The 589-nt window shown below is 42.1% G+C and carries 1 protein-coding gene; it reads right to left on the bottom strand.

Features of this window, described 5'->3' with window-relative positions; all coding sequences use genetic code 11:
• The coding region (locus tag R7Z50_RS29265; protein ID WP_318149985.1) for a hypothetical protein at nucleotides 1-589 on the bottom strand (589 nt) is incomplete at both ends.

The following is a 589-nucleotide window of genomic DNA, read 5'->3' as shown; positions in this document are numbered from 1 at the left end:
AATAAAGCCAATACCGTAGAACATAGCCGCAACAATAAACATCAACATAACGCCCATGTAAAGCCCTGCCACAACAAAAATCTTCTTATTGATCGCACGTAGTGATAATAATAACGATTGCATAGGTGGCACTCTTTTCTCGCAAATCAGTAAGATAGAGTGACTAAACGCCATTGCTAAATATAATGAAAGCGGTGGAAGGATCATTCCCGCGACACCTTGCAACGTTAAACTGAACAGCGTTGCAATAATAACAGGAACGGTAAATTGCAGACCTTTACCGACATGACGAACTTTGGTTTTTAGCCCTGCTACGTGACTCATCGCCATCAAACTGATCCCAGCATAAATGGGGGCGCTGATCACTTCATAGCTAAAGTTAGCGATATAAATAGCAGAAACGATATTAGCGGTGAATGCTTCCGGATTTTCTATCGCATCGAGAATGACACTTGGGTCGCCCAATTGAAGTTGAAGTGCAATGTAGAAAATCCCCAACTGGACAAAAAGCAAAAGAATAATCGCTGGTGAGAACGATAAAAAGTGTTGAATGGTTGCGCGCCAAGCTTCACTAAATACAGCACTCGCT

This window comes from Vibrio sp. 1249-1, assembly GCF_033340495.1.
This window is presented reverse-complemented; position numbering and strand designations above follow the sequence as displayed.